We start from the raw sequence: 25,648 nt of genomic DNA, 5'->3' as shown, positions 1-25,648 counted from the left end.
ATTTTAACAAATCCCACCCCAACTATTGACAAAGAGCCAAATAAAAGAACCGCTCAGCAGCTGGTAACGCCGCAAAACGGTTCCTTCTATATTAGGATATCATGCCATATTTATTCAACTGTATCATAATCCGTACGGTAAGTCAGATAGTCACCGTCTCCCTGCTGAATGTCCTTGCCTGAATAATTCGCGCCATTGACCTTCAGCTTCAGCTTACCTAACTCGAAGTTCTCCGTAAAGGTATTGCCAATCTCTGTCAGGAACATCTCATCGGAAGCTCCCTCGGCGCTTTCCGCCTGATTGAGATTAAGGGTTCCCACGGAATCTTCTTCCTTGCCCTCAATGTCAAAGCTTAAAACCTGGGTGCCCTCTGTCAGCACGCCGTATTCAATCAGTTTGTCCACCAGAAGCTGGGCATCCAGACCTTCGGTGTCAAGGGAATCCATGTCCTGCACTAAGCTGTCGGAATCACCGCCATGATAAATGGAAACAACTGCTACCGGCATTACATTAGGATCCGGAACCTTATCAGCTGCACCGCCCGTGCTTTGGGGAATCATATTCTCAGCTGACTTTGCCGTGGCTGCTGATGTTTCCTTTTTCTGTTTCTCAGTAGTAGGCGTACACGCTGCCAGTGATACGGCCACCATGACTGCCATCGCGCCTATTAACCATCTTTTCATAATTGTATATGCCTCCTTTAGTCCTCTTCAAAGCTTCTGAACCAGGAGTTCAGTTTTGTCAGCGCCTTTACAAGGGCTTCCAGTTCTTCTTCCGTCAGTTCTTTCACAACACTTCCTATCATCTGTTCATGGAACTTCTTATGATGATAATAAGCCTTAACTCCTTTTTCTGACAGGGAGATATAAACAACCCGCCGGTCCTCACTGCTGCGCTGCCGGTCTACATAGCCTTTTTTCACAAGGCTGTTCATGGAAATGGTCAAGGTCCCCACTGTAACGGATAATGCCCTGGCAATGGTTGACATGTTCTTAGGCTCGTCTATACCAATGGCCTCTATCACATGCATATCGTTATTGGTAAGGTCCCCAAATTCCGAGGTAATAATCGCCTTCTGCTCTATATCATTGACATCGCGGAACAGGCTCACCAAAACTTCATTCAGCGTCTCATAAGTTCCCACGGTTCTCCCTTTCACTTTCTACTTCAAAAGCTTCTTACTGATTGTACAGTATTTTACTTGTTAACACAAGCCCCTAAATCCTTATAAAATTCTTAAAAGCCTGTGACTTTTTTGTGTTTTTTACAGTTTCGTCCAAAATCAGGAATGAAATACAAGCCTGGAAAATACTTCTCCGCGTTCCTCAAAGTTTTTAAAGATACCATAGCTGGCAGCTGCAGGTGAAAGCACGCAGCTGTGTCCCGGCCTGGTAATCTCCATGGCGCGCCTCACACCGTCCTCCAGATGTTCAGCCAGGATCAGTCTGGGCCTGTCTTTAAATTCAGGATAAAACTTATATATCTCCTGGTAAATACGCTTGCCTGTTGCTTCCATAAGGATGATATGCCTTACCTGGCATTCTGACAGGTACTCAATCAGTTCCCTGTAATCAATCCCCCTGTCCATGCCTCCAATCAGCACGGTGTCCGTGTCCTTTAACGTCTTAAGGGCCTGTATGGTGGTATCGCAGATGGTTGATATGGAATCATCATAATATTTAACCCCGTCCCGCTCACCCAGATACTGAAGCCGGTGAGGCAGGGGTTCATATGTCTTAAGTCCTGCCGTGAATGCACCGTCATCCATCCCAAGGATACTGCACACCCCGTATACCACCCCGATGTCAAAGTAATTGTGCTGTCCCAGCAGCCGGATTTCGTCCACCGGTATCCTGTACGCCTTATCACGGAAATGAATCCATGTGCCGTCAGGTTCCTCCGCCACGCAAAGTTCCGTGTCCGGCTCATTCACCCCGGCCTTTAAAAGCGTGGACGGGCAGATTGCGGACTCGGGAAGGCATTGTACGTTGCATATCAGTATGTCGCCCTTTTTCTGGTTCCTGAAGATACGCTGTTTGGCCTCCACATATTTTTCCATGGTTTTGTAATGGTCCAGGTGCTCCTCATGTATATTGACCAGGATTCCGATATGGGGGGATACGGTCATATATTCCAACTGGTGGCAGGACAGCTCAAACACGATTTTGGTGTCCGGCTTTACCTCCTCCATGTGGTCCAGGGCCGGTATGCCGATATTGCCCAGGATCATGGTGTCCATACCTGCATTCTTAAGGATATGGTATAAAAGGGAGGTAACCGTGCTTTTTCCTTTTGTGCCAGTGATACCGATGATCTGGTCGCGGAAACATTGGAAAAATACTTCTGTCTGGGACAGGATCTGGCACCGGTACTCTTCTATGGGCTTTTCCAGAACGATTCCCGGACTTTTAAAGACCACGTCATAGTCATCCATGCATTTCTGATAGCCTGGTCCTGTTATCCACCGCGCCTCCTCATCCGGCCGCTGCGCCGGGGAGGCCATGTCCGCTATATCAAGGCAGGCATATCCGCCAGCCTGCTTTATGACATGATAGGTTGACTGGCCTTCCCTTCCAAAACCCAGGAGCAGGACCCGCTTGCCCTCAATCCAGGGAGTTATCTTCTCATTCACGTTCATTCTCCTTTTTAGGGTGTGTAAGCGTACCGCCGTCCACACAGTTCTCCCTGACAACCCTGTCCAAGGCCGGGGGCACCAGGTTCTCACTGTCATAGTAGGACGAATACCGGTCCCCCGCAGCCTGATACTGTTTATAAAGGCCGGTGCCCTTATAATAGGAAAGAAGGGCCGGAAGCATTTCCCCTTCCTCTTCCATACGCTGAATGGTAAGCACCATTGCCGTGTTAATCTCAGCCCGGCTGCCCACGCACTCAAATGGCTTCTCTTCCCGGATGCCTATCAGCTGTTCCAGGGTTTCCTTCATGGCCTCATCCTGCAGCATATCCCGTCCGAATATGTCCCGCACCTCCTGTGAGGATAGGAACGGGGAGAGTATCAGGTATACAAACAGACACTTGGGGCAGTGTCCGCACCAGCTGTCCGTCCTGCTGCCCGCATTGCAGCTTCGGAAAATCGGATGGTACTGTTTCTGCTTTGCAAAGTACCGGGCTATCTGGAACTCGCTCAATGGGCGCAGCATGCTGAAATAACCGGCGCTTCCCGGCAGGTAACGGTTCTGGTATTCATGAAAATCCTTTTCGAATTTAAAGCTCTTGGAGTATTGGTGGTTGACCGTGCTTCCCTGGACCGTGCTTTCGTTGGCGCTGGATTCATTGGAAAGGGCCACCTGGGATAATCCGTGCATCCTGGCTGCGATGATGCTGGAAAATGCCACCAGGGCCGAGAACGGCGTGTGCCCGTTTAAGTATCCCTGCCGGTTCAGCTCCAGCATGTTAGGATCCAGGGTCCGCCTGGCATTTATGACCTGGCCCTCCTTCAGTCCCGCAGCCTCCGTGGTATGGATGGTGGCGCCTCTGGGGTTGATGATGTAGGCATGTATGGGCACTCCGGCACCGCGCAGCAGCTCCAGGGTGACCGCGGAATCCTTTCCTCCGCCAATAGGGACCAGTACCCCTTTCTCCTGCGGGGACCGGGAACCGGGGGCCTGCAGGGGCCGGGAGCCATACGGCTCCGGCTGGCTCTGCGGCTCCGGCTGACATTGCAGCTCCGGCTGGCTTTGAGGCTCCGGCTGGCTCTGTACATTGCATACAATCTCCATGAAATCATCCTGGCCAGCTTCCCATATCTGATTCACATAAAAGAACTCGCCCAGGCCGTTATAATACAGGTCCCTCCACCATTCCATCTGGTCCTGGTCCAGGAAACCAGCTTCCACGATTACCCTTGGAGGACATGCAATCTTCCAGTAACTCACCAGTTCCACCATGCCCAGTGAGAATATCATGTCCTGCATGAGCCGGTCCCTGGACCACTGCACGGTATCCCCTGCTGCCTTTGGGAACCTCCAGACAGGGGCAAAGGCTGCGAGACCGGGAATCTCAAACCTGTATGTAATCCTGCATCCGCTTTCATCTTCTTCTATCCCGTAACTTTTATATATGAACTGAGGATACTGCCTGCGCAGTGTCTGATATTGTTCCATAATATGTCCTCTTTCCTTACAACACAAACCCGCTGTACACCCTGCCCCTCTGCGATACAGGGCGCATATACAACGGATTCCCTTTTTATCTATGGCTATTATAGTCAATAACCCTTGATTTTGCAATGTTTTTTTGACTGGGACCGTCTGCCGGCACCTTATCTTATGGCGCCTGCAAGGAATACGCTGGCAGCCACTCCCACGGCTGTTGCAAACAGACCGCCTGCCAGGGTATATCTGCCCTTCCTTATCCCAACGGAACTGAAGTAGATGCTCATACAGTAAAGCACGGTCTCGGTACTGCTCATGAGCACGGAGGCAATGAGCCCTATGCTGGAATCTGTCCCGTATTCCTTAAAAATGTCCAGCACCAGACCGGTGGCCGCTGAGTTGGAAACCAGCCGGACCAGTACCACCGGCACAATCTGAGGCGGCAGATGGATCAGGGCAGCCGGGGCCTTAAGCATTTCCCCCAAAAAATCCAGGAACCCGGATGCCCGCAGCACCCCCACGGAAACCATCAGCCCCACCAGGGTCGGAAGGATTCCCGCCACTGTCCTCATGCCATCCTTGGCCCCGTCTATAAAATCATCCAGCACAGGCCGCCCTGACAGCAGCCCGAAGCCCACAATATAAAAAATCATCAGAGGAACCATGGCCTCTGACAGAAAAAGTATAAACCTCATATGGATATCCCCTGGTTAAGCCGCTTTATACATGGTATTCCGGCAATGATGGTTTCATTCCCCCGGGATTCACAGACAACGGAATAACTGGCGGCGGGCATGGGCGGGGAGGGTTAGGGTGTGTTTAAAAATTCATTCCCGCCAGTTGCGCGCCCGGGTGTGTCCAGACGGATCCACACCGGCTCCCATCCTGTGACAGGCCTTCCGGCGCTGCACACGGCCATCCTGCTGTTTTCAAGGGAAAACTCCTTGAAATAGTACCTTATGTCATCCAATTCCTGGACCACCTCTATATCCTGGCCCTGAAAGCGGATTTCAAATGCATTGAGCGGCAGCGCCATGCCCAGCCCCGTTACCTTCATAAAGCTTTCCTTAAGGACCCACAGCCTGAAGAATGCTTCCTGCTTCTGCTGTCCATCCTCCATCTGTTCCAGATACCTGTATTCCCCATCATGGAAAAACCGGCGGGCCACCTTCACCTTCATGAGACCAATCTCTTCTATATCAATCCCCACCGGGGCGGCGCCGCAGACCCCGGCTGCATAGCAGCCGGAATGTGTCAGGTTAAAATGGATATCCGGCCGCCCTGCCACGGACGCCTTTCCGTTGGTTCCGTATTCCAGGCATGTCTCCCGGGGATTAAGGCCATACTGTTTTAAGATGGCATGAAGCGCAATGCCGGCGCCCAGGGAACGCAGGCGGTCAGCCTCCATCTTGAACTGCATTATCTTGTTTTGACGCTCCCGGGACATTTCATTAAAGTAATATCTGAATGTGTCCCCGTCCTTCAGCTGATTGATATTAAGGATAAATATATGTTCCATTGACAGCTCCTTACCGTTATGAACCCCGACCGGTTCCTATCTGCATATAATCCATTACCTGCCGTCCCCGCCCTTTTCCCGTCACAGGCAAAATAACAGGGACATAGTGGATTATAACATACCGCGGCATAGGGCTGCAAACAAACTGATAACAAACTGCAGATAAAACATCCAAAAAATCCTTGCCGGCCCCAAACAAAAGGCCCTGCAAGGATTTAATGCCCTATGGCGTGTCCATTACTTATGATTCCTTTAATTCCAAAATCAATTCAATCTCAACCGGTATGTTCCAGGGAAGGGCCGCCACTCCGATTGCCGACCTGGCGGGCAGTCCGATCTCATCACCAAATACATCCTTTAATAGCTGGGACGCCCCGTTAATGACCTGGGGATGCTCATAGAAATCAGGCGCTGACGCCACAAATCCCAGGAGCTTCACAAACTGCCTGATCCTGTTCAAATCCCCCAGCTCATGATGCAGGTTTGATATGATATTGATCATGCACCGACGGGCCGCTTCCTGTCCTTCCTCTATTGTATATTCACTGCCCAGCTTTCCGGCCATGTTGCTATCCACCGCATTGTGGGGCGCTGTGCCCGATACATAGAGAAGATGGTCCCCATAGGGCCTTACCAGACTGTAAATCCCTCCTTTTGGGGTAGGGTCCAGCAGCTTGATTCCCAATTCCTCTAATCTGTCGTAAACATTCATTTTATTTTCCTCTCTCCATTATGGTTTTGACAATCTGTTCCCTATCATATCTGTATCCTTCCAGTTCCCTTATCCAGGCAATATCCCCGCAGGTAAGGCTGTCGCTGGAACACCCTGCATGCAGGACCGTCCCGTCCCTTACCTGGAACCTCAGCTTCAGGATTCCTCCGTTCCACCGCATTTCCTGGCTGACCGTGTATTCCGGGCAATTATCCACAATCCAGTCCCGGGACTCATATGTATCCTGCTGCCGGGGCCTTCCCTGGCTTCCATCCCTGTAAACCACAGGAAGGCATGGCCCAAAGACCTGCCTGAACTGTCCTGCCATCAGCCCGCCTGCCTGAACTGGCGTGATATCCGGTATGTATTCCGACAGGTTGGCCACACGTCCCGCAACAGAGCGCACGCCTTTGGACTCCAGTTTTATCCGGGAAGGCCGCAGGCTCTTTTCAAGATGGTCCTTATTGACCCGGACCATCAGCGTGCCATGGAGATATTCATTTCCCCCTTCACAGTATCCGGCCTGTCCCGATATCTTCCTGCCTTCCACAAGGATATCATTCCTTCCGGAAAATACCGCGTCCACACCTAGCGGACGCATCATGCCAAGAAGTACCTGCTGCTGCATTGCCTGACTGCCTTCCCCTTCCCGGTTAATAAAGGTGTAGTTCAGGTTGCCCAGGTCCTGGTATACCGCCCCTCCCCCAGATTTACGCCTGACCAGGTCTATGCCTTTTGATTTGATATAATCCATATCGCATTCCAGATATGGGTTCTGGTTCCTTCCCAGCACCACACAAGGGCGGTTCACCCAGAGATACAGCAGGGTGCTGCCGCTATCTGCCTGCTCCAGCAGTTCTTCCTCCAATGCCAGGTTGTAACATGGATCTGTTTCGTTTGATACGACTATCCTATTCATGATAATGTATGCAGCCTGTGGAAAGGCCCATTGCAGCCTCCCATACGGCCTCCGATGTGGTGGGATGTGCAAAGACTGTTTTTGACAATCCGTCATCCGTAAGGTTATTGGTTATGGCAACCGCAAGGCAGCCAGCCAGAGCCGATGCATCCGGCCCTGCTGCCACGCCTCCTATGATTCTGCGGCTTTGTTCTTCCATGATTAATTTCACAAACCCCTCTGTCTCACCTTGTATTTTAGCCTTACCGTTTGCAGTAAAAGGAAATACGCTGACCTTAACCTTAATATTTTCTTGCCTGCACTGCTCCTCGCTTTTGCCTGCGCTCCCAATCTCCGGGGAGGTGAAAATCACGGACGGTATCACGGGTTCCCTGATTACGGGACTTTTTATCATTCCGTCTGTTTCCCGGTCTTTCTGCCCCAGTATCCGGTCAATTACCTGTATACCCTGGGCCGAGGCTGCGTGGGCAAGCTGTATCCTGCCATTTACATCCCCAATGGCGTAGACCCCTTTCATGCTGGTCTCAAGGTTTTCATCTGTCTTTATCCCTTTTTTATCAAACCCTATGCCTGCAAGTTCCAGGGCTTCCCTGTCCATCTCCGGCGCACGGCCTACCGCAACCAGTACTTTTTGCGCGTTAGCCGCATGCTCCGCCCCATCTTTTTCATAGAACACCACTGCTTCCCCGCTGTCGGTCCCCAGCACCCTGGTCACCCTGGATGAAAGGTCAATCCGGATTCCTTTTTCCCTGGCTGCCTCTGCAATCACAGCACACGCCTGGGCATCCGTATTCCCCAGCATATGGTCCATATACTCAATCACATGGACCCGGCAGCCAAATGCAGCATATAAAAAGGCGAATTCCATGCCTATCACGCCTGCGCCTACGATAATCAAAGAATGGGGGATGGCGCGGCTGTCCAGGGCTTCCCGGCTGTCCATGCAGACCGGGGACCTGGCCCAGTCCGGCATCACGGGCCTGGATCCGGTGGCCAGCACCACATGCCCGGCCTTTATCTCATAACCGGGATTCCCGTCTTTTACCGCCACGGTCCTGTCCGGCAGCACCTGCGCCGTACCGGTTATTACGGTCACATGGCTGCTGTCCAGCAGAAAACTTATGCCGCTGCGGTTTTCCCTGCAGATCCTGTCCTTCCGGTCAAATACCTTATCCATATCAACCCTTATGCGGTCGGCACTGATACCGAATTCCCCTGCCCGCCTGAGCGCATCATACAGGTGCGCGCTCTGCAGCAGCGCCTTGGTGGGGATGCAGCCCCGGTTGAGGCAGGTCCCGCCAAGCTGGTCCTTTTCTATCAGAACCACCCTGAGCCCCCGGCCTGCCGCGTATAATGCAGTTACGTATCCGCCCGGTCCGCCTCCGATTACAGCCACATCCGTGTCCATGCGCTTTATGTCACGGCAGGCCCCTGCATGTCCGGCGCTGCCGGGTCCTCTGCCATCCGTTCCATTGCCGCCATCCGCTTCTTCATATTCAAATAACACGTCCCCGGTCCGGATCTGGCTTCCCTCCTCCACACAGATTCTTGTGATCCTTCCGGACACCATGGACTTAAATGGCCGGTTTCCTTTCCCGGTCTCTGTGTTTAACAGTGTCTGCCCCGGTTCCACCCAGTCTCCTGCCCTGACTTCTATGGTTCCGGCAACCGCTGGTTTTCCGCCCATGATCAGGCCCATCTTTATTTCCACGCTGCTGACCTCCCTTCCTATCGGTTGGCAGAACATGTTTGAAAATTCATTCCTGCCGTCTGCGCGTCCTTAGCCGTGTCCGGACGTTCATTCAGACAGTATAAGTTCCGGCGCCTCCAGTTCCACGCCACGCCTGAAGGAATCCCCTACCGGGCACATCCTCTCTACCGCTTTAACCAGTTCCTCAACCTGCACCCTGGGCGCCCTGCTCTTAATCATGAACCTGAAATGGATCTTCTGGATACCTGGCCTTGCATCCGGATTCATCCCGCTAAAACCATCCGGGTCCATCCCGCCTTCTGCCTCAACCTTAATGTCATCCACAAGGATTCCATAGAAATCCGCAAATATGGCGGCTGTGATTGTCTGGCAGGCGCACACGCTGCACAGCGCCAGTTCAATGGGGTTCATGCCCGCATTGGTCCCGCCCTGTTCCAGAGGTTCATCCAGTACAATGGAAAAATCCCTGGCTGATGCCCTTACCTTTAATCCTTCAATCAATTCTGCTTTTGCCGTGTATGTCTTTAATGCCATGACCTGCCTCCTTTTCTCAGCATCCCCTGGTTAAGGCCAGCGGATCCGTATCCCCTTCTTTTGTCACGGTACAGAGGGATATCAGGTCCTCTGTTTCTGATGTGTTCCAGAACGAATGGGGAATCTCCTCCGGCACATAAACCCAGTATCCGGCCCCAATATCATATACATCATCCCCAATCTGGAATTTCCCTTGCCCTGCAATGCATACAAACCAATGAACCCACGGATGGTGGTTCGATGCTGCCTTCCCGCCTGGTTTCAAGGTAAAACACCTCATGACATGGGTTGGCCAGAACCGCTCCGGCCCAAATACTATCCTCTTCTCACCCCCAAGCATATGCATGCCCGGATCCATCATGGGCAGATCATTTATCTTTCCACATAATTGTTCTTTTCCTGTGACGTCCATTTCCTTGTCCTCCTCTTTACTTTTGAATGCATGATTTCAGATATTCCATAAGCCGGTCAATGTCCCGGGTATTATTGTAATAGTGCAGCGCCACCCTCATCCTGTCCTGCCCCTGGAGTTTTGCCCTTATGCCAGCTTCCCTGAGCCGTGCTTCGGTCAGCCCCAGCCCATGGGGCAGATTTAAGGATACCAGACCCGACCGGCAGGCCCTTTGGTGGGGACAGGAAATGGAAAACCCGTCCAATGTCCCCGCCTCCTTGTAAAGATAATCGGTCAGGTCCAGGATATAATCCTCTATCTCCCTGCCGCCCAGCCTCCTATAGGTCTTAACGGTTTCATGAAGTCCATACAGTCCAATGGCAGGCAGGCCCCCATTCTCAAACCGGCAGGCCCTCTTACTGATTATCAGGTCAAACGGCCCGCCGTTGATACGGTCCTTTACATTGGCCCATCCCATTTCGGATTGCCTCAGGTTCTTCATAAAGTCTTTATCAATATACGCAAACCCAATGCCCTGGATTCCCTGAAGCCATTTGTAGGCTGATGTGGTAAGGAAATCAATCTTCATATCCTTCACATCCAGCTGCATTGCCCCGCAGGCCTGGGTGGCATCCACACCAAATGGGATCCTGTGCTCCCTGCACCAGGTACCGATGGTCTTTAAATCGTGCCTGTAACCATTCCCGCTGTCCACATAGCACACCGTCACTGCCTTTGTATGCTCATCAGCCAGTGAGAACAGGCTTTCCGGTGCAGTCTCCCCGTCCGAGGACCTGGCCACCCGCACCTCCAGCCCAAGCTGTTCCTTAAGGTTGAGCCATACATAGGTCATGGCAGGAAATGCATTTTCGTATATGACAACATTGTCCCCTTCCTCAAAGGTCAGCCCATTACAGAAGATGTTGAACAGTGAGGACGAATTCTGTCCAAATGCAATTTCATCCCCGCTTTCTGCACCAATCATTGCCGCAATTTCATCCCTGACATCATCCGCGTACTCCCACTGCCAATGATAATCGTCAATATCCATCGCGAGATCTGTCCTGTTCTGCAGATAGGTGTTCATTGCGTCACAGGCATACTGCGGAATCAGTCCGGTGGTTGCCGTATCCAGGTACGTATACCGGTCCAATACCGGATAGTGCCATCTTTCACGATTAAATTTGTTATCCATGTTATCTCCTTTTAATTAAGGTTACTCCTCATCCTTTGTAAGATTCATCTTAAGCCAGTCCTTACCTTCAACCAGTTTGGATACCATCATGGCTGCAATCGTATCGCCGGTTGCATTGATGCATGTCCCCGGAGGGTCAACCAGGAACCCGATAGTTGCGATGATCGGGAATGCTTCTGCTGGAAAACCATACAGGCTTACAATCAGCATTTCCCCAATCAATCCGCCTCCGGGCACGCCCGACATGACAACGCCCGACATGATGGCAATGAGCATGGCAGATGCAAATGTCCCGATTCCTGTAAATGGCTTTCCAAAAATGCCGAACAGGAACGCTATTTTCAGCAATGTGGAAAAAATAGTTCCGTCCATGTGCATGGTGGCTCCCAGCGGAAGCACGATTTCCCTTATATCCTTGGGCACGCCTATATTCTTGGCAGCATCCAGGTTTACCGGCAATGTTGCAACCGAACTCTGGGTGGCAATGGAGGTTGCCGCAGGAGGAAGTATGAATTTCCACATCCTTCTAAAGCCGTCCTTTCCGGCTGCCCAGTAGGCGTACAGTGAAAAGAATATGACAAAGTAAGCCGCACATACCGGATAATATACCAGCATTGCCCTTCCGTAAGCCCCCAGCAGGTTGGGTCCGAATTCTCCAACCAGGTTTGCAAAATACGCGCCCAATCCAATGGGAGCATACACCATGATGATGTTAACAATCTTCATCATGATATCAGCCAGATTATTCACAACCTGGCCAACCGCGCTTTCCTTACCGCCGCAGGCGCTGATGCAAAAGCCGAACATAATGGAAAATATAATCAGCGGCAGCATGTTCTGGCGTGAAAGCAGGGCAGAGAAATCACTGACCGTCAGCGCATTGACAATTGCATCCGACAGCTTAACCGCCTCCATATCACCGGCTGCCTCCATGGTAATATGTACGCCGGCCGCAGGCGGATATATGGTCACGATGAATATGATGATGACGCCTGCAATCAGGCCGGTGACCACAAACACTGCCAGTAAGCTGCCCAGTATCTTTCCCAGACGCTTCATGTTCAGCATATTGCCAATGGCGCTGGCAATGGTTGCAAACACAAGCGGGACAATGGCCGTAAACATCAGATTCAGGAAGATATCACCAAATGGCTTTAGGACCGTGGCCTTTTCCCCCATAACCAGACCGATAATTGAACCAATGATAATCGAAGAAATCAGCAAAATAGGAAATCTGTAACTCTTCCAGACGCTCTGCGTCTTTTTCTGTTCAGTCATGTAGAACCTCCTTTGTATATACCTCTCATTTTCGCTGCTTATACATTCTCCGGATAACGTATGAAACGCTTTGTACCATATTTATCATGCAATTACCGTGCCAATTTTCTGATATTTTACCTGAATCCTGTGAATCGGTTGTGTTATCCATGGTATATCAATAAAAAACAAATTTTCACCGGATCAGGCCTTTGCTCCCCCTCCCCGCGCCATTAAAAGAAAGGGAATAAATAACGGCAGTAAAACGGCTGCTTTTTGAGCCGTTTTACTGCCGTTATTAACCCGTTAATTCAGCCGTTTTACCAGCCGCTTTGTCCGCATTTCCCATCAGGATTCAGGCCGCTGTAATGCAGGACATGTTTACCCTTATCCGTAATCCTGCTCCCGCCCCGTCCTTTCCGGACCATGATATATCCCATGGAATCAAGGTCAGATAGAATCTCCCTTACCTCATAGACAGATAAATCAAGCCCTTTCTCGCAGCTGCATCCGGAAAGCCTTTCACGGCTGATGGAAACCCTGCCCTTATTGCTTTCCAGGATCTTGCTCAGGACAAAGAGATACGCTTCCTGCCTGGGGGACGTCATCTGCCTGAATTCCAGGATTGTATTGTCCTGGCAGTCATGGACCGGTTCCTTCTCCGGTTTGGCCCTGCCGTGGAAGAACCCGGGAGGCAGGTCCTCATACTCAATGACCTTCTTATCCAGAAAAGAAAAATAATCCGCGCAATTCTTCAGTTCCCTTACATTCCCCCTCCAGTAATGTCCCTTCAGCGCCTCGCACACCGGCCCGGAAAGCTGGAACCTGGACCCATTTTCCTCTGCAAACGTGTGGATTAAGGGTATGATATCCTCAATGCGCTCCCTGAGGGGCGGAAGGTTAATGGGAAGCGTATTAAGCCTGTAATATAAATCTTCCCTGAATTCCCCCTTCTGCACCAGCTGTTCCAGGTCACGGTTGGTGGCTGCTATGATTCTCACATCTATGGATATCAGTCTGGTATCCCCCAGCCGCATCACCTCATGCTCCTGGATCACCCTCAGAAGTTTTACCTGAAGCATGGGGCTCATGCCCTCCACCTCGTCCAAAAACAGGGTGCCCTTATGCGCAAACTCAAATAATCCCAGCCTGCCGCCCTTCTTTGCTCCTGTAAATGCGCCGTCCACATAACCGAACAGTTCACTCTCCAGAAGGTTCTCAGGCAGCGCCCCGCAGTTTAATGCGATAAAGGGCTCAAGCCTCCGGTCCGATGCGTTATGGATGGCCTGGGCAAACAGTTCCTTCCCAGTGCCGCTTTCCCCTGTAATCAGGATGGAGGCCCTGGTGCCCGCCATCTTTTTTGCTATCTCCCTGACCCGTTCAATGGACGGGCTGATCCCAATGATATGATCAAATGTATATTTTGCCGTATGGCCCTTATTCAACAGCTGGTTACGTATCTTATGCTGCTTCTCCTCCTCCTCGCCAAAATGCTGGAGCATCACAAGGAACCCCATGTTCTTCTGGTTGTGGCTGATGGGGTATATGCCCACCGTGACTGGGTTCTGATTGATTTTAACCAGTTTTGCATCAATTTTCCTGTGGGTCCGGCGGCACTCCTCAAGAGGCAGGTAGGGAAACAGCTCCCCGGCCTGCTGCCCAATGGCATCCGTAAGGTTCCTTCCCACAATCGTCTCAGCCTTTTTATTGCAGATAAAGACCGCGCCCTGTTCATTGATGCCCAGTATGCCGATTTCCATGATGTCAATCAGGCTCTGGAAACTGGATTCCAGACGCAGGGCCCTTCCGAACAGCTCGTCGAAATTATAATTATTGGATGCAATGGAAGCAAGATGTGCCTTCCATTTACGGTTCTCCCATAAATCATACATCTTAAGCTTCAGGGCAATCTCCACCAGGGTACCGCTGTCCATCTGCCGCTGTCCCACATCTACGATATGGGGGATGCCCTCCGGCACATACCGGGCCTCATCCGGTGTGATTGCATACTGTATTCCATCTGCCAGTTTTGGGGACGCCCCCGGATAAAAAGGTATGTAATTAATATGGCTGGCCCCCAGCTGGATCAGCTTTGTAACCGCCTCCTGGGCCATGGGCTCATTCAGATTGACCAGCAGCGCCTCTGTGCCTGAGGGAATCAGGCTGAGGCGCTGTAATATATCATGGGAAAATGTGACACAGAGCATGACAATGGGAATGCCGCCTTCCACCTGGGTATGAAAATCAGGAAGGTTTTCAAGGGCATCCGTGGTAATGCAGTATAGGTCTGCTTTTTCCAGTCCATGTTTCCTGATGGACGGCACATCCATTGAAAATGCCTTTATCCGGTTGTCAAAGAGGAACTCCATCTGTTCCGCATGAAAAACACCGGCCCTTTCATCATAAGAAATCACTGCTACACGTTTCAAAAATAACCTTCCCCTCTACTCCACAAACAAAGGCGTGGAATAATACCTGTCCCCGCTGTCCGGCAGCAGGGCCACAATGGTCTTTCCCTGATTTTCAGGGCGTTTTGCCACCTGGATGGCTGCGTACAGGGCCGCGCCTGAGGATATCCCCACCAGTATGCCTTCCTTTCTTGCCAGCAGTTTTGCAGCTGCAAAAGGCACTTCATTGTCAACCGCAATGATTTCATCATATATGCCTGTGTCCAGCACTTCGGGGATAAAACCGGCGCCGATTCCCTGAATCTTGTGGGGGCCGGCAGCCTTTCCCGACAGAACGGCCGAGGTGGACGGTTCCACGGCAATTACCTGGATGTGCGGGTTCTGCTGTTTTAAGTAGGCGCCGGTTCCTGTGATGGTGCCCCCGGTTCCCACGCTTGCCACGAAAATATCCACCTTGCCATCTGTGTCATTCCAGATTTCCGGCCCGGTTGTGCCCATATGGGCTTTGGGGTTCACGGGATTTACAAATTGTCCTGGAATGAAGCTGTCCGGAATCTCCTTTGCAAGTTCTTCCGCCTTCTCAATGGCGCCTGTCATGCCAAGCTCACCCGGTGTCAGCACAATCTCTGCCCCATATGCCTTCAGTATGTTGCGCCGCTCCATGCTCATGGTGTCAGGCATGGTCAGTATCATCCTGTACCCTTTTGCAGCTGCAATGGACGCCAGGCCGATTCCCGTATTGCCTGAGGTGGGTTCAATAATCACAGAGCCTGGTTTCAGCCTGCCGGTCTGTTCCGCATCCTCAATCATGGCTTTCCCCACCCGGTCCTTTACACTGCCTGCGGGATTCAGATATTCCAGCTTAACCAACAGCCGCGCCTTCAGGTTCTCCTGCTGCTCAATGTTAGACGCCTCTACCAGGGGGGTGTTCCCTACCAGTTCCATCACGCCTTTGTAAATCTTTTCCATAGACTCCACCGTTTCCTTTCTATATTCATAGTTAAATACTAGGTTTAGTAGGATTATAGGGCGGGGACACACATTTGTCAAGTATGTATTATGTATGTCCCCTGAATTTACTGGTATTTACGTTACCGGACCATTGCCCCGCTGCTTCCGAAGGTATAGGATACCCCGTCTATGTCCATGGTGGTGTTGCTTATCATACATCCGTTGGGATCCAGATAATACCACAACCCGTCCGCCTGGACCCAGCCAGTCTGCTTCCTGTAATCCTTCATATAATACCAGCTGCCATCCACATGCCTCCAGCCGTCCGCGGGTATCAGGGATGCGTAATCCGCAAAGGCAAGCTCAATGGTCACATTTCCATTGATCCCGTCCACGGTTCCGGTGTCCGTGCATTGCCAGATGGTACGGTTGGGATAGCTGTTTATGGTTCCATACCTGGCATACCAGATGTCATAGGGAATCTGGCTGGTGTCCATATTCTTTGTCAGCCACTCGTGGTTGGCATAAACCACGGGGCGGTAGCCTGCATCTGTTATGGTCCTGCAGAATGCATTTACATTATCCGTGATCTGCTGTCTGGTCAGGCCGCTGTCCAGAAGGTGCTGGGATTCCACATCATAGGCAATGGGATAGGAGATGGGAAAATCCTTTATCACCTTAAGTACGTATTCTGCCTCGTCAATGGCGGTCCGGACATCCAGGGCCTGGGTGTAGAAAAATACGCCGGCCTTGATTCCATTGGCATCGGCTTCCATTACATTCCGGTCAAAATAAGGGTCCTTATCCCTGTAATAGCCAACACGTATCATTGCAAAGGATACCCCGTCCGCAGCCGCCTTTGCCCAGTCAATGCCATTTTCAGCATTGGCCCTGTTCTGATACTTTGTTACCGTAATCCCCTTTGCCAGGGCCCCGGCTATGGGAGCGCCCGCGGCGTCCACATACTGGCCGTTTTCCATGGTCCACGGCTGGGCTCCCAGGGATGTGACTGTCATTGCGGCTCCCAGCATGCATGCCAGCACGGCTATCCTTAATACCGGCCGGATGACCGGCCCGTGTGATGTTTTCCTAACTCTCATTTCCATACATTGTCACCTCATCTCAAACACGCTCTGGGACATGCAGAAAAGACAGGCCGTCCTTTCCCGCAATCCCACAGGTTCCATCAGTCTGTCTTTCATGTTAATAAAATACCTTAAAATATTCCTGATACGTATCACGTATGAATACCAGGTGTTCCTTCATATAAAAATAAGCAAACTCCCCGTTCCTTGCCATCAGTGCATCGCTGATATCCTGATGCTGCTGCGCAATCTTGGCGGCCACGCTTTTCTGGCGCACCGGAGGCACAAGGCTGCGGATGGCAGGGGATGTCTCCATGCTGTTGAGCTGGTCAAACCACTGAAGAAGCACCGGGTTGTGGGTGGCCGCTATGATGGACCGGTGGAATTCCCCGTCCTCATAGCCCTTTGAGCCGATGCACCCGGCAATCGCCTTTAGCTCCTCATCCGTGGCAGTGACAGCAATTTCCTTTACCACAGAGGGTTCCAGAAGGATACGGGCGTTGGTGGAGTTGATGAACTGTTCGTTATATGCCTCAGTCTCCTCTTCCCCGCTCTCAAGTTCACTGCCGTCAACCACCACAAAGCTTCCCTTGCCCTTGTGGGTTTCTATGACGCCGGCTTCATTGAGGAGGCGCAGGGCCTCACGGACCGTAATCCTGCTGACCCCGGTCATCTCAATCAGTTCTTTTTCACTTGGCAGCAGGTCGCCTTTTTTGTATATCCCCTGCACAATCATGTTCTTTATCTGCTCAACCACCTGCTCGTACAGTTTGGGCCTGTCTACTACCTGAAACATGCTGTTACCTCCACCCCTATAAAATAATGTGAAAGTATTATAACACAAGGGGTTCCTAAGGTGCAAGCCCTTGAAGGGCCCAGATAGAAGCCGCAGCAGGAAAGACCCGGGCCACATCTCACGGCTGCCCGGCCGTCTGTTCCCTGCTCTTTAAAAACCCATCAAATGTGATAAACAGGATACTGGTAATCACAAGGCATCCTCCCGCCACAATCCCCAGGGTCACCGGATCATCAAACCAGATGGTTCCGAACACCACGCTGACAATGGGTTCCAGCATGGAGACAAATGCAGCTGTGGACGCGCCAAGCCTGCTGACCCCATACATCATGAGGAAGTATCCGCTTACCGTGAAAAGTCCGGATCCGCCAATCAGGAGGGCCCAGCCGCTTAAGCCCCCGGCCGGGGCCTGGAGGGTTCCTGTGGCTGCCGACAGCACTGCGAATATCACGGTTCCGGGAAGGGATACGTAGAACAGTTTTGCCTCAATGGGCAGCTCGTTGGCAGGCCCCTTTTCATTGGCAACCAGATATCCCCCATAGGTAAGGGAGGATGCAATGGCTGTCACAATCCCGATGAGCGGCATCTTCCCGCCTGCCCCTGTCAGGAAGGCCATGCCGGTTATGGATACGATGATTGCAGCTACCTGGAGTTTGGTAAATCCCTCCCTGAACACGGTTCCCATAACAATACACACCACGGTGGGGTACAGGAAATTCAGCATGATGGCTGTCCCCACCGGAAGATACAGGTAGCTGGTATTCAGCAGCAGCGCTGTGAACATCATCCCGCTGGCTCCCATGATAAGCGCCTGGATAAGCTGTATCCTGGACGCCTTTAAGCTTCGCCCCTTCAGGCGGGCCATGATCAGGCACACAAGGCTGATTGTAAGGTTCGTAAAAAACATCAGGCTGTTCATGGGAAGTCCGTTTACCAGCAGCGTCTTCTGCATGCTTGGCATGATTCCTAATAAAGTGGCTGCTCCTGCCACAGCAATTATTCCGATTAACATATTCCTGTCTTTCACCTCTCAAGCTGTTTCTTCATCATTTCCGCAGCCTTTTTCTTCTGCTCCTCCATCTGTCTGGCTTTAAAATCCTCTTCTGTCAGCAGGGTCAGGGCGCCGGTGGGGCAGACCTTGACGCAGGCCGGCGCCATTCCTGCCTTCTGACGCTCGATGCATGCGTCGCATTTGCGCATTTTCCCGTCAGGGCCAAAGGCCGGAACCCCGTAAGGGCATGCCATTGCGCAGGAATGGCAGCCAATACAGTTGGTGGTATCGTAAAGCGTGAATCCTGACTCAGCGTCCTTGGTAAGGCAGCCGCAGGGGCATCCCATGACACAGGGCGCGTCCGCGCAGTGCATGCAGCTTACCGAATAAAAATGCAGGTCCCCGGTCTTTCCTTCCAAGGTAAAGGTATGGCGGAAGGGCTGCTCCCCTGCCGGGATATCAATATCATTCTGGTCCATACAGGCCAGGGCGCAGGCGCCGCAGGCAGAACACTTTTCCGAATCAAAATATAAATACCGTTTCATCTTATTCATTACCTCCTGCTTTCTTAACCGCGCACCTGGTGGAGCGGTAAGCCGGGAATCCTGAGTACGGGTCCAGATGGTCCCCGTCCATGATACTCTCGGCATCAGCCTCCGAATACCCGTGGAACAGGTTCACGAGTTTCTCAGGTACGGATAAGGTGGGATGGACTTTTACCCGGATAAGGCCGCGGGCCGTGGATATCTCAATCTCATCCCCTTCTTTGACCCCCAGGCGGTCACAATCCGCCTGATTCATATCCGCTGTTGGGTCAGGCTGCAGGGAACGGTTTCTCGGAACCTTATGCAGACGGCTGTGGATGGCCCCCGGTATCCGTGATCCGGAGGTGAATACAAAGGGGTATTCCTCCGGGTCCGCATCGTCCAGGGGTTCTTTATAGGTTGGCAGCGGGTCCAGCCCCCACTCAGGATGCTGTTCAATGACAGCGCTCTTAAGCTCAAACTTCCCGGTTGGCGTGTTCAGGCCCTTTTCCAGCATTTCCAGGTCCTTATGTGTGCTTACTTCTGCAATCTTAACGGGAAGGTCTGCTTTTTTCAGTTCTTCCACCGTCACGCCGAAATCATCCAGTATATAGTGCTGGATAAAATATTCATATCCATTCTTAAGCACCTCATCCGGCAGGTCCATGACCCTTGCAAGCTCAGTACAGATTTCCACATCGCTCTTTGCTTCCCCGATGTGCCGGATTACCGGGCTGGTGTACCAGGCAACGCCGCCCGGATATGGCTTGAACTCCCCTCTCTCAAAGGAGGAACAGGCCGGAAGCACGATATCCGCCCACATGGCCGTGTCTGTCATGAAGAGGTCTGTATCAACAAAGAAATCCAGGCTTTCAAGGGCTTTAAACATGCGTCCGGAATCCGGGAACATACGCCCATTCAGCCCCAGGGCGAAGATGGCCCTTAAGGGATATGGCTTGCCTTCCAGGATCTGGCGGGGCATATCCATGGCCTGCATCTCCCCCTCCAGGTAATTCCACAGCGGGAACCGGACAGCCCCCACCGGCTCCTTAACATCCCTGGGCCTGTTCTCATACAGATACTGGTGTTCCCTTGTCTCAAACCCGCAGGGCACATGCATGTAGCTGTGTACGGACAGCTTCTGTCCCCCTGTCCTGTCAAAGTTTCCCGTAATCGCCAGCAGGGCCATGACCGAACGGTAATTCTGAAGCCCATTGCGGTGATGGCACAGCGGGGCCGAGGACTCATTGCAGCTCATCCGCGGATTCTCATGGATCAGCCTGGCCGCCGCCACAACCCGGGAGTAAGGAACGCCTGTAATGGACTGGATATTTTCTTCATTGAACTGCTTTACATATGCTGCGTACTCTTCAAACCCGTACACGTACCGGTCTATGTAGGGCCTGTCAATCCAATCATTTTCAATGAGCACATTGGCAATTGCATGGGCCAGCGCGCCGTCCGTGCCGGTTTTTGGCTGGAGGAATAAATCCGCCAGTTTTTCAGTGGCCGGCGTGCGCCGGGTGTCCACAATCAGGAACTTGAGGCCTTTTTCCTTTAATTTCATGGCGCTGTGGGCGCCCATGTAGCTGGAATAGAAGGGGTTAAATGCCCAGCCCAGGAACAGGTCTGAATGGCCCATGTCAGGATTTCCCTGCTCTCCTGCAGCTACCTTCCATGCCATGAAAGCAGCCGTATAACAGGCGCTGGATTCACAGCCATAGTTGGGGCTTCCAAAGGCATAGGCCAGGCGTCTTAACATCTGGCGGTACCACTTGGAATATCCGGAATAAAAGGCCACGCTCTCAGCCCCATATTTTTCCTTGCAGCGGTTTAAGCCCTTTGCGATTTCCGCATATGCCTCTTCCCATGAGATTGGTTCAAACCTGCCTTCACCGCGTTTTCCAACCCGCCTTAAAGGCGTCTTGATCCTGTCTTCCCTGTATATGTATTCGCGGTTGGCCATTCCCTTGGTACAGAGGCGTCCGTCATTGGACGGATGGCCGTCAATACCCTCAATCTTAATTACTTTTCCGTCCTTTATGTAGGCATTGATGCCGCAGTGCATACCTGGAGAACAGATATCACACATGGTGTGGCGGACCTCAATCCCTGTGTCAGGTCCTGGAATCTTTGCTTTTATCCTACGTTCCAATTCAGTCATATCGATGCCTCCAAATAATCCATAAAACTTTGTTCCAGCCCATAGCGCACCAGCTGCCCCCTCTGCTCCGGGGTAAAACGGCAGGGCTCCCCTCTGAGGAGCTTAATCAGATGTGCTTTGAGGATTCCGGATATACCGTGGTTATCCAGTATGTTAAATCCCACCGGTTTCCCGTCCCTGATGACGGCCTGCAGGTAAAAACCTTTGTTTCTGCTAGTGTATGTATATGTGTCCCCGGTCAGGCGGTTATCTCCCAGGCCGATGAAATCCATGTCCAGGAAATGGGTGATGTTGTGCAGGATGTTGCCGTCCGTCTCATCTGCCGCACCGGCCATGTTGCGGCCGGCAACGCGGCCCTGGACCCCTGCGTTGGCCCACAGCCCGATGATCTGGGTCTGGCCGGACTGCATGTTGTTGCCCTGGCAGCAGTCGCCGGCAGCGAAAATATCCGGGGCGCTGGTATGCATGCGCTCATCCACCACGATTCCCCTGTCAATGGCAATCTCGTCCGGGTCCAATATCCCGGTGCATGCCCTGGTTCCTATGTTTAGTATGAGCATTTCCGTCTCAAGACAGCTGCCGTCCCCCAGATGGACCGTATAGCCCGTGACATTTCCCTGTCCGTCCAGGTGTTCCTCTGCGGATGTGATGGCCTGTCCAAAGGCAGTGTCCATGCCCATGGCCCGGATACGGTCCTCTATAATCTCCGATACCTGCGGATATGCTGCCAGTGCGAATATATGGGAGGCCATGTCGGCCAGGGTCACATGGATCCCCTTCTTGTGCAGAAGTTCCGCCACCTTGATTCCCACCATGGAAGCGCCTACCACCACTGCGTCTTTATAATCCCCGGCCTCAAGGGCATCGTGGAGACGGACCGCGTCCTCCACCGTCCTCATGCAGAATGCCCCTTTAAGGCCTGCGAATGAGCCGGGCACAAAGGCTGAGGCCCCGGTTGCAACCAGTATCCTGTCGTATGGTTCTTTGTGCCCGTCCCAGGTCTCAACTGTCTTTTCCTTTGCATGGACAGCCTTCACCTTTGTATGGGTGATGAAATCAGCCTTATAGCGGGCCGCGATTTCTTCCATGGTACCAAAAGGGAACATCCCTTCAAAAGGCAGGCGCCCTGCCGTATAATAAGTGGTAAGCATGGGGTTGTAGGGCGGCAGAGCCGTATCGCTGTATATATCAATGGCAGCATCACAGCCAGCTTCCCGGATGGCGGCCAGCCCATGATAACCCGCACACCCAAATCCTATAATTGCAAAACGTTCCATGACTGCGTATCAGCCCCTTTCCATATCGTTGTTTTTTAATCCATAAAGCGGCAAAAAAGGATGCATACGGCATCCCTTTTTACCCGGGGCGTGTTTGAAAACCGCTTTCTTCCAGCTGCGCGGGAATGGATTTTCAAACACGGCCCAGGGTCCTGTGCCACAGCAACCCCTTAATCTTCGTATTGTTGAATCAGTACGGTTATTTCTCTTTTGATGCGGCTGCCTCCATGCGGACCGCGCTCCTGGCGCCCTCCGCCTTCTTGGATGCCACGTATTTATAACGTACCTGTGTATAGACAAACAGGATTACGATATAGACCACACAGCAGATGGCTGCCGGCACCGTCAGGTCTGACAGATTAACGTAAGATGTACCCAGCATCAGGAATCCGATGAAAAGCAGGATTGTATGTAAGGTGCTGTCCTTCATATAAAATGCGGATTTCTTATATTCCTCCGGAAGATGCCCGGGCAGGTTCCAGCATGCCAGCAGAACCATGAATTCTGTAATCATATCGGTTCCAACGCCCATGTTGGAAATCAGCGTCAGGTCCATTCCCGTTATAAGCGGAAGCGCACCCATGATAAAGAACACGCCCAGGATGATGACCGGGACACCGTTTTTGTTTTCCTCGGCACATTTCTCAGGAAGCCAGCCCTCTTTGGCCGCTGCCTGAAGTCCGCGGGTCACCCAGCTCAGCGTTCCGTTCAGGGTGGTCAGCAGTGCGAACATGGCGCCGCCGAACACAAAGAAAAGATACAGCCAGGTCGGGAAAATCTCCTGTGCAACCAGGGTCAGGTTCTGGAACGCCACATCTTCAATGGGCAGCACCCCGGCTGCCACGATACCGATCAGCGCATAGAAAACAGCTACGATGGAAGTAGACAGGATGATTACTTTCGGTATGGTCCTGGACGGTTCGATGATATCGTCGCCGTTCTCAGCAACGAACTTAGCGCCGCCGCAGGCAAAGCTTAAAAGTGCAACACCGGTAAAGAAGTTCTTGGGTCCGTTGGGCATGATGTTCTTTGTTGCCAGGCTTAAGGTTCCCCAGTTTACCTTAGGAAGACCGAACACGATAAATGTAAACAGGCTGACCATCAGGAATGCAACCATGCATTTCTGGACCTTGGCGCTGGACTGGAGCCCTATCATATTAACCCCGGTACAGACAACCAGCGCAAACATGGCTATGAGCGATTCGTTAAAGCCGGTGAAAATGGAACAGAAGTAGCTTGCAAAGCCTTTTGCAAATGTTGCAATCAGTACCTGGCTCAGCACGAACATGCCGATGTACATGAAGCCGGCCTTGTCTCCCATCAGACGTTTCACATAGGTATAACCTGCGCCGGATGCGGGTATGGTGGAGGTCAGGATAATAAACGGAACGCATGTCACGATTGCCAGAAGCGCGCCCAGGATGAACGCAAGCGGTGTGCCATGGCCCGTAAGGCCGATTACAACGCCGGTCAGCACCATGATGCCTGAACCGATGATCTGTCCGACAGCCAGCCCCATACAGTCGCTGAAGCCTATCTTCTTGTGGGTGTTTTCATTGGTATTACTCATTCTAAATTTTCCCCCTTATTAGTAGAGTCTTACGTTGATAGCATTTCTTACTTTACATACTTGTCATACATCACCGCCATCTGTTCCAGCCCCTTTATAAGCGTGTCCCTGGTACAGCCGATATTAAGCCGCATGAATCCCTCTGCCTGTGTACCGTAATGGCTTCCGTCCCCCAGGGCCAGCCCGTATTCTTTTGCAAGGATGGATGTCAGCTCCCGGCTGCTTTTTCCAAAGCAGGTCATATCCAGCCACATAAGGAAGGTACCCTCATGTTTTGTGACCTGTACCCCCGGCATGTGCTCCGCCACAAATGTATTGACGGTTTCAACATTACCCTCAAGATAGGCCAGCTGCTGGTCCACCCATGCATCCCCGTGTGTGTAGGCAGCCTCCATGGCCGTGAACGCAAGGTCGCAGGGACCGAACATCCAGCACGCATCATAGCTGTCGGATATCTTCTGCTTTAACTCAGGGTTGGGTATCATCATACAGGAGGACCCCAGCCCGGCCATGTTAAAGGTCTTGCTGATAGCTGTGTAAACCACCAGCCTGTCATGGATTTTTTCGAATCTTCCAGCTGTTGTATAAGGGCGCGTCATCCCAAAGTCAGCATGGATTTCATCGCTTAACAGGTATACGCCGTACTCCACGCACAAATCCACAATGTGCTCCATCTCCCCGTCTGTCCAAACCCGGCCGATGGGGTTGTGGGGATTGCAGATGACCACCGCCTCCACGCCATTCTTCAGTTCTTCCTCAAAGGCCTGGAAGTTTATGCTGTAATAATTATCCTTATGGTCCAGAGGACAGTCCACCAATGTGTGGCCGCTGTTCTTAACAGCTGCAAAAAAGGGATCATATACCGGTGTAAATACCAGGACCTTCCCTCCCTTTGGCACCACTGCGTTCAGGGTAAAATAAATACCTGTGACCACGCCGTAGCTCAGCAGCATCCAGTCCGTTTGGGGCTTCCATTGGTGGCGGCGCTCCCACCATCCCTGGATTGCCGTGTACACGCTGTCCAACGGCTCGCTGTACCCGATGACCGGATGATTGCAGCGTTCCTTGATGGCATCCAGGATTTCCGGTACAGACGCAAAATCCGTATCTGCTATCCAGAACGGCAGCAGCCCGTCCTTCTGTCCAAATGCATACTGCTTGTTCCACTTAATGCTGGTTGTTCCTCTGCGGTCAATCGCTTTGTCAAAATCGTACATAACCACATATCCTTTCTTTACTGGTATTGGCGGCAGCCATTCCTGTTATGTTTATGACAAGTTTATATGGCGCTATCGTCTACTCATGTTATGTATTATAACAAGTTACATGTGGATTGGCAACCATTTACCGTTATTCTTTTGTAAGATATTGTTTGTTTTTCACTATTGCACAAACTTATCATGAATATTTTATGCATTATTACTGTTTTATCTTGTTATTATATAGTATATGTTTGACTGTTAATTACTTATCAAGCAAAAGACACCTATCCTGCCACATGACAAGATTAGGTGTCTTTTCAGCGTTTCCCT

General features: G+C 51.8%; 23 protein-coding genes. All 23 read right to left on the bottom strand.

The annotated features are described in order from the left end of the window. Positions 1–110 precede the first annotated feature (110 nt). A complete protein-coding gene (locus tag DWX59_RS23200) occupies positions 111–683 on the bottom strand; it encodes a GerMN domain-containing protein (RefSeq protein WP_117561990.1) in 573 nt (190 codons plus the stop codon). A 17-nt stretch (positions 684–700) separates the two neighbouring features. After that, complete coding sequence (locus DWX59_RS23195; RefSeq protein ID WP_117561987.1) at positions 701–1,159, bottom strand: MarR family winged helix-turn-helix transcriptional regulator; 459 nt, start codon at positions 1,157–1,159, stop codon at positions 701–703. Positions 1,160–1,282: 123 nt separating this feature from the next. Next, positions 1,283–2,632 (bottom strand): UDP-N-acetylmuramoyl-L-alanine--D-glutamate ligase, encoded by a 1,350-nt coding sequence (gene murD, locus DWX59_RS23190; RefSeq protein ID WP_117561985.1) that lies wholly within the window; start codon positions 2,630–2,632, stop codon positions 1,283–1,285. Beyond that, positions 2,625–4,121, bottom strand: a complete 1,497-nt coding sequence (locus DWX59_RS23185) for a MurL-like N-terminal domain-containing (protein WP_117561984.1) — start codon at positions 4,119–4,121, stop codon at positions 2,625–2,627. Before DWX59_RS23185 ends, murD begins: the two co-directional genes overlap by 8 nt. A gap of 158 nt (positions 4,122–4,279) precedes the next feature. Continuing rightward, on the bottom strand, positions 4,280–4,807 hold the full coding sequence (locus DWX59_RS23180; protein WP_117561982.1) for a spore maturation protein: 528 nt from the start codon (positions 4,805–4,807) through the stop codon (positions 4,280–4,282). Positions 4,808–4,920: 113 nt separating this feature from the next. Beyond that, entirely contained in the window at positions 4,921–5,631 is a 711-nt protein-coding gene (locus tag DWX59_RS23175; RefSeq protein WP_117561980.1) for a 4'-phosphopantetheinyl transferase family protein, read from the bottom strand. Positions 5,632–5,872: 241 nt separating this feature from the next. Then, positions 5,873–6,343: a RidA family protein gene (locus DWX59_RS23170; RefSeq protein WP_117561978.1), complete on the bottom strand. Its 471-nt coding sequence runs from the start codon at positions 6,341–6,343 to the stop codon at positions 5,873–5,875. A gap of 1 nt (position 6,344) precedes the next feature. Continuing rightward, positions 6,345–7,262 carry a lipoyl protein ligase domain-containing protein gene (locus DWX59_RS23165; RefSeq protein WP_165641906.1) on the bottom strand — a complete coding sequence of 306 codons (918 nt, stop codon included), beginning with the start codon at positions 7,260–7,262 and terminating at the stop codon, positions 6,345–6,347. After that, positions 7,255–8,973, bottom strand: coding sequence for a dihydrolipoyl dehydrogenase (gene lpdA, locus DWX59_RS23160; RefSeq protein WP_166460285.1), 1,719 nt, complete (start codon positions 8,971–8,973; stop codon positions 7,255–7,257). The genes DWX59_RS23165 and lpdA overlap by 8 nt, the downstream gene beginning before the upstream one ends. Positions 8,974–9,060: 87 nt before the next feature. Then, positions 9,061–9,507: an OsmC family protein gene (locus tag DWX59_RS23155; protein WP_117561972.1), complete on the bottom strand. Its 447-nt coding sequence runs from the start codon at positions 9,505–9,507 to the stop codon at positions 9,061–9,063. Between the two features lie 16 nt (positions 9,508–9,523). Further along, entirely contained in the window at positions 9,524–9,919 is a 396-nt protein-coding gene (locus tag DWX59_RS23150) for a cupin domain-containing protein (RefSeq protein ID WP_117561969.1), read from the bottom strand. A 16-nt stretch (positions 9,920–9,935) separates the two neighbouring features. After that, positions 9,936–11,093 carry an aminotransferase class V-fold PLP-dependent enzyme gene (locus DWX59_RS23145; RefSeq protein WP_117561966.1) on the bottom strand — a complete coding sequence of 386 codons (1,158 nt, stop codon included), beginning with the start codon at positions 11,091–11,093 and terminating at the stop codon, positions 9,936–9,938. A 21-nt stretch (positions 11,094–11,114) separates the two neighbouring features. Next, entirely contained in the window at positions 11,115–12,371 is a 1,257-nt protein-coding gene (locus tag DWX59_RS23140) for a dicarboxylate/amino acid:cation symporter (protein WP_117561963.1), read from the bottom strand. A gap of 299 nt (positions 12,372–12,670) precedes the next feature. Next, entirely contained in the window at positions 12,671–14,779 is a 2,109-nt protein-coding gene (locus DWX59_RS30125; RefSeq protein ID WP_117561960.1) for a sigma-54 interaction domain-containing protein, read from the bottom strand. 15 nt (positions 14,780–14,794) lie between these two features. Next, a complete protein-coding gene (gene cysK / locus DWX59_RS23130) occupies positions 14,795–15,727 on the bottom strand; it encodes a cysteine synthase A (RefSeq protein WP_117561958.1) in 933 nt (310 codons plus the stop codon). A 122-nt stretch (positions 15,728–15,849) separates the two neighbouring features. After that, complete coding sequence (locus tag DWX59_RS23125) at positions 15,850–16,740, bottom strand: glycoside hydrolase family 25 protein (RefSeq protein WP_227116679.1); 891 nt, start codon at positions 16,738–16,740, stop codon at positions 15,850–15,852. Positions 16,741–16,912: 172 nt separating this feature from the next. Then, positions 16,913–17,590 (bottom strand): FadR/GntR family transcriptional regulator, encoded by a 678-nt coding sequence (locus DWX59_RS23120; protein WP_227116662.1) that lies wholly within the window; start codon positions 17,588–17,590, stop codon positions 16,913–16,915. Between the two features lie 118 nt (positions 17,591–17,708). Beyond that, on the bottom strand, positions 17,709–18,617 hold the full coding sequence (locus DWX59_RS23115; RefSeq protein ID WP_235845147.1) for a DMT family transporter: 909 nt from the start codon (positions 18,615–18,617) through the stop codon (positions 17,709–17,711). Beyond that, positions 18,614–19,126 carry a 4Fe-4S dicluster domain-containing protein gene (locus DWX59_RS23110; RefSeq protein WP_117561953.1) on the bottom strand — a complete coding sequence of 171 codons (513 nt, stop codon included), beginning with the start codon at positions 19,124–19,126 and terminating at the stop codon, positions 18,614–18,616. The genes DWX59_RS23115 and DWX59_RS23110 overlap by 4 nt, the downstream gene beginning before the upstream one ends. Before the next feature lies 1 nt (position 19,127). Beyond that, positions 19,128–21,269 carry a molybdopterin-containing oxidoreductase family protein gene (locus DWX59_RS23105; protein WP_117561952.1) on the bottom strand — a complete coding sequence of 714 codons (2,142 nt, stop codon included), beginning with the start codon at positions 21,267–21,269 and terminating at the stop codon, positions 19,128–19,130. After that, positions 21,266–22,546 (bottom strand): NAD(P)/FAD-dependent oxidoreductase, encoded by a 1,281-nt coding sequence (locus DWX59_RS23100; RefSeq protein ID WP_117561950.1) that lies wholly within the window; start codon positions 22,544–22,546, stop codon positions 21,266–21,268. Before DWX59_RS23100 ends, DWX59_RS23105 begins: the two co-directional genes overlap by 4 nt. 199 nt (positions 22,547–22,745) lie before the next feature. Further along, a complete protein-coding gene (locus DWX59_RS23095) occupies positions 22,746–24,116 on the bottom strand; it encodes an APC family permease (protein WP_117561946.1) in 1,371 nt (456 codons plus the stop codon). Positions 24,117–24,163: 47 nt separating this feature from the next. Beyond that, positions 24,164–25,333, bottom strand: coding sequence for a MalY/PatB family protein (locus DWX59_RS23090; RefSeq protein WP_117561943.1), 1,170 nt, complete (start codon positions 25,331–25,333; stop codon positions 24,164–24,166). Positions 25,334–25,648: the final 315 nt, after the last annotated feature.

It is taken from the genome of Enterocloster aldenensis, assembly GCF_003434055.1.
In the GTDB taxonomy this organism is placed as follows: domain Bacteria; phylum Bacillota; class Clostridia; order Lachnospirales; family Lachnospiraceae; genus Enterocloster; species Enterocloster aldenensis.
The sequence above is the reverse complement of the archived record's forward strand: the minus strand, read 5'-3'. Positions and strand labels throughout refer to the sequence as shown.

Excerpts from the sequence above, each read along its gene's own strand:
- DWX59_RS23150 (WP_117561969.1), bottom strand. The coding sequence starts at position 9,919 with ATGGACGTCACAGGAAAAGAACAATTATGTGGAAAGATAAATGATCTG.
- DWX59_RS23095 (WP_117561946.1), bottom strand. The coding sequence starts at position 24,116 with ATGAGTAATACCAATGAAAACACCCACAAGAAGATAGGCTTCAGCGAC.
- DWX59_RS23110 (WP_117561953.1), bottom strand. The coding sequence starts at position 19,126 with ATGAAACGGTATTTATATTTTGATTCGGAAAAGTGTTCTGCCTGCGGC.
- DWX59_RS23200 (WP_117561990.1), bottom strand. The coding sequence starts at position 683 with ATGAAAAGATGGTTAATAGGCGCGATGGCAGTCATGGTGGCCGTATCA.
- DWX59_RS23125 (WP_227116679.1), bottom strand. The coding sequence starts at position 16,740 with ATGCTGGGAGCCGCAATGACAGTCACATCCCTGGGAGCCCAGCCGTGG.
- DWX59_RS23090 (WP_117561943.1), bottom strand. The coding sequence starts at position 25,333 with ATGTACGATTTTGACAAAGCGATTGACCGCAGAGGAACAACCAGCATT.
- DWX59_RS23145 (WP_117561966.1), bottom strand. The coding sequence starts at position 11,093 with ATGGATAACAAATTTAATCGTGAAAGATGGCACTATCCGGTATTGGAC.
- DWX59_RS23100 (WP_117561950.1), bottom strand. The coding sequence starts at position 22,546 with ATGGAACGTTTTGCAATTATAGGATTTGGGTGTGCGGGTTATCATGGG.
- DWX59_RS23170 (WP_117561978.1), bottom strand. The coding sequence starts at position 6,343 with ATGAATGTTTACGACAGATTAGAGGAATTGGGAATCAAGCTGCTGGAC.
- DWX59_RS23175 (WP_117561980.1), bottom strand. The coding sequence starts at position 5,631 with ATGGAACATATATTTATCCTTAATATCAATCAGCTGAAGGACGGGGAC.
- DWX59_RS23165 (WP_165641906.1), bottom strand. The coding sequence starts at position 7,262 with ATGAATAGGATAGTCGTATCAAACGAAACAGATCCATGTTACAACCTG.
- DWX59_RS23185 (WP_117561984.1), bottom strand. The coding sequence starts at position 4,121 with ATGGAACAATATCAGACACTGCGCAGGCAGTATCCTCAGTTCATATAT.
- DWX59_RS23155 (WP_117561972.1), bottom strand. The coding sequence starts at position 9,507 with ATGGCATTAAAGACATACACGGCAAAAGCAGAATTGATTGAAGGATTA.
- cysK (WP_117561958.1), bottom strand. The coding sequence starts at position 15,727 with ATGGAAAAGATTTACAAAGGCGTGATGGAACTGGTAGGGAACACCCCC.
- DWX59_RS23140 (WP_117561963.1), bottom strand. The coding sequence starts at position 12,371 with ATGACTGAACAGAAAAAGACGCAGAGCGTCTGGAAGAGTTACAGATTT.
- DWX59_RS23105 (WP_117561952.1), bottom strand. The coding sequence starts at position 21,269 with ATGACTGAATTGGAACGTAGGATAAAAGCAAAGATTCCAGGACCTGAC.
- DWX59_RS23180 (WP_117561982.1), bottom strand. The coding sequence starts at position 4,807 with ATGAGGTTTATACTTTTTCTGTCAGAGGCCATGGTTCCTCTGATGATT.
- DWX59_RS23120 (WP_227116662.1), bottom strand. The coding sequence starts at position 17,590 with ATGTTTCAGGTAGTAGACAGGCCCAAACTGTACGAGCAGGTGGTTGAG.